At 48.0% G+C, this 2,095-nt stretch carries 3 protein-coding genes; all 3 read left to right on the top strand.

Annotation, left to right across the window (positions count from 1 at the left end):
* A partial coding sequence (locus AC9UEP_RS05890; RefSeq protein WP_509545054.1) for a FecCD family ABC transporter permease occupies positions 1–833 on the top strand: 833 nt, incomplete at its 5' end.
* Positions 830–1,588, top strand: a complete 759-nt coding sequence (locus tag AC9UEP_RS05895) for an ABC transporter ATP-binding protein (RefSeq protein ID WP_509545057.1) — start codon at positions 830–832, stop codon at positions 1,586–1,588. The genes AC9UEP_RS05890 and AC9UEP_RS05895, both read left to right, overlap by 4 nt.
* Complete coding sequence (locus tag AC9UEP_RS05900) at positions 1,585–2,088, top strand: bifunctional adenosylcobinamide kinase/adenosylcobinamide-phosphate guanylyltransferase (protein WP_509545060.1); 504 nt, start codon at positions 1,585–1,587, stop codon at positions 2,086–2,088. The genes AC9UEP_RS05895 and AC9UEP_RS05900 overlap by 4 nt, the downstream gene beginning before the upstream one ends.
* Positions 2,089–2,095: the final 7 nt, after the last annotated feature.

A 2,095-nucleotide genomic window follows, 5' to 3' on the forward strand; every position in this document is an offset into this window, starting at 1 on the left:
TCTTGCAACTGCGCCTGCCACGGGTGCTATTGGCCGCACTAGTTGGTGCTGCACTGGCAACTAGCGGTGCGGTTTATCAAACAGTCTTCCGAAATCCCTTAGCTGATCCGTACTTGCTTGGAGCAGCCGCGGGTGCCGGGTTGGGTGCGACTATTGCAATAACTGGCGGTAGGTCTAGTTTTTATGCAGCACTTCCACTCTTTGCATTTATTGGCGCAGCACTTGCAGTGGCCGCGACATTTTTAATCTCGGGACGATCCTACGCAGATCCGGCGATGTTATTGCTCTCGGGAATTGCAATTGGTTCCTTTGCGACCGCCGTCCAAACTTACTTGCAACAACGCAACAGTGAAGTTCTACGCCCGGTGTATTCGTGGATCTTGGGACAATTGACAGTTGCGGATTGGCAGGTAGTTAAGTGGGCAAGTTTCTACATCATTCTGGCCTTAGCCGTTTTAATTCGAATGTCCCGACAATTAGATGGTTTATTGCTAAGCGATGAGGAAGCGTTCTCGCTCGGTATTTCACCAAACAAGGTTCGAATTATTGCTATTGGAGCCGCCACATTAGCAACCGCTACTGCTGTTTCAGCCAGTGGCTTAATTGGCTTTGTGGGAATTGTCGTGCCGCACTTAGTCCGAGGCATTACTAAACGAGCAACCAATCGCGCGCTCTTTACAGTGGCTCTATTTGGTGCTGCCTTTCTTGTCCTTGCCGACCTTGGTGCCCGCACCTTGCTATCTCCCGCCGAATTACCAATTGGAGTGATTACCGCTTTCGTCGGCGCTCCATTTCTTTTATTTGTGTTACGAGCAAAACGAGTTCTCAAGTGATTAATATTAAAAACCTCTCCCTTCGATATGGCGATTTCTACGCTCTCAATCAAATTACCCTAGAGATTCCACGTGGTAGCTGGAGCTGCCTGGTGGGACCAAATGGCGCAGGTAAAACAACCTTTTTAAAAACACTGCTTGGAAATAAACCTTACGATGGATCTATCGCTTTTGATGGTGTCGAGGTCTACAAAAACTTGCGGAATGTTGCATTCGTTCCACAACGCCCTGAAATTCCCGCAGGTATGAATGTCGCTGAATATGTGATGCTCGGACGAGCCCGCTTAGATGGTTGGGGGCGCGATTCCAACAAAAGTCGGAAATATGCGATGGGAATTCTGGAAGAGATGAGCCTTGCTGCAATGCGTCACCATTTAGTGACGCAACTATCGGGTGGAGAAATGCAGCGGGTGCTGATAGCTCGGGCGCTAGTTCAAGAGGCCGAACTTATGATTCTAGATGAACCGACATCAGCCCTAGATTTACACCATCAAATTTCCACCCTCGATCACATCGAAAGGGTGCAAAAGAACGGGACCACCATTATTTCCACCATGCACGACATCACATTGGGCGCAATGTATGCAGAGCGCATCATCATTATGCAGCAAGGGAGAGTTTTACTAGATGGGCAAGCGCGTGAAGTAGTCCATTCCCAGGAACTAAAAATGGCCTTTGATGATGGCATCACAATTCATACTTTGGGAAATGGTCGTCCAGTAATTGTTGCGAACAAAGCCGCCTCCAGCTTATGACACTGATATTCATCGCCGGTGGAGCGCGGAGTGGAAAAAGCCGAAAAGGTGAGGAGTTGGCAATTGCGCTAGCAGGTGAAGGAAGGCCAGTTTTTATTGCGACCGCTGAGGCCGTCGATGATGAAATGAAATCACGAATTGAAAAGCATCAATTAGATCGTGGAAACGCATTTGAACTGATTGAAGAAGCCCAAAATTTAACTAGGGTGCTGATGCAACTCAATCCTAGCGCTACCGTTCTGGTGGATTGCCTAACGCTGTGGTTATCAAACAACATGATGGGCACAAAAGTAGATAGTAATAGCTCCGTTATCTCTGCCGCGCGTGCACGAGACGGAGTCACAATATTTATCAGCAATGAGGTGGGTGAAGGTATAGTGCCGATGCATCCGGTGTCACGCCAGTTCCGGGATCTTTCTGGCATCATGAATCAGGAGTTTGCACAAGCTTCAGACAAGGTTTACTTCATGAAGTTTGGAATTGCACAGGAACTAAAATGATTAATGA

Source organism: Candidatus Planktophila sp., from assembly GCF_040402315.1.
Lineage (GTDB): Bacteria > Actinomycetota > Actinomycetes > Nanopelagicales > Nanopelagicaceae > Planktophila.

What these genes read in the sequence shown, in the direction of transcription:
- AC9UEP_RS05900 (WP_509545060.1), top strand. Translation starts at nt 1,585, where the DNA reads ATGACACTGATATTCATCGCCGGTGGAGCGCGGAGTGGAAAAAGCCGA.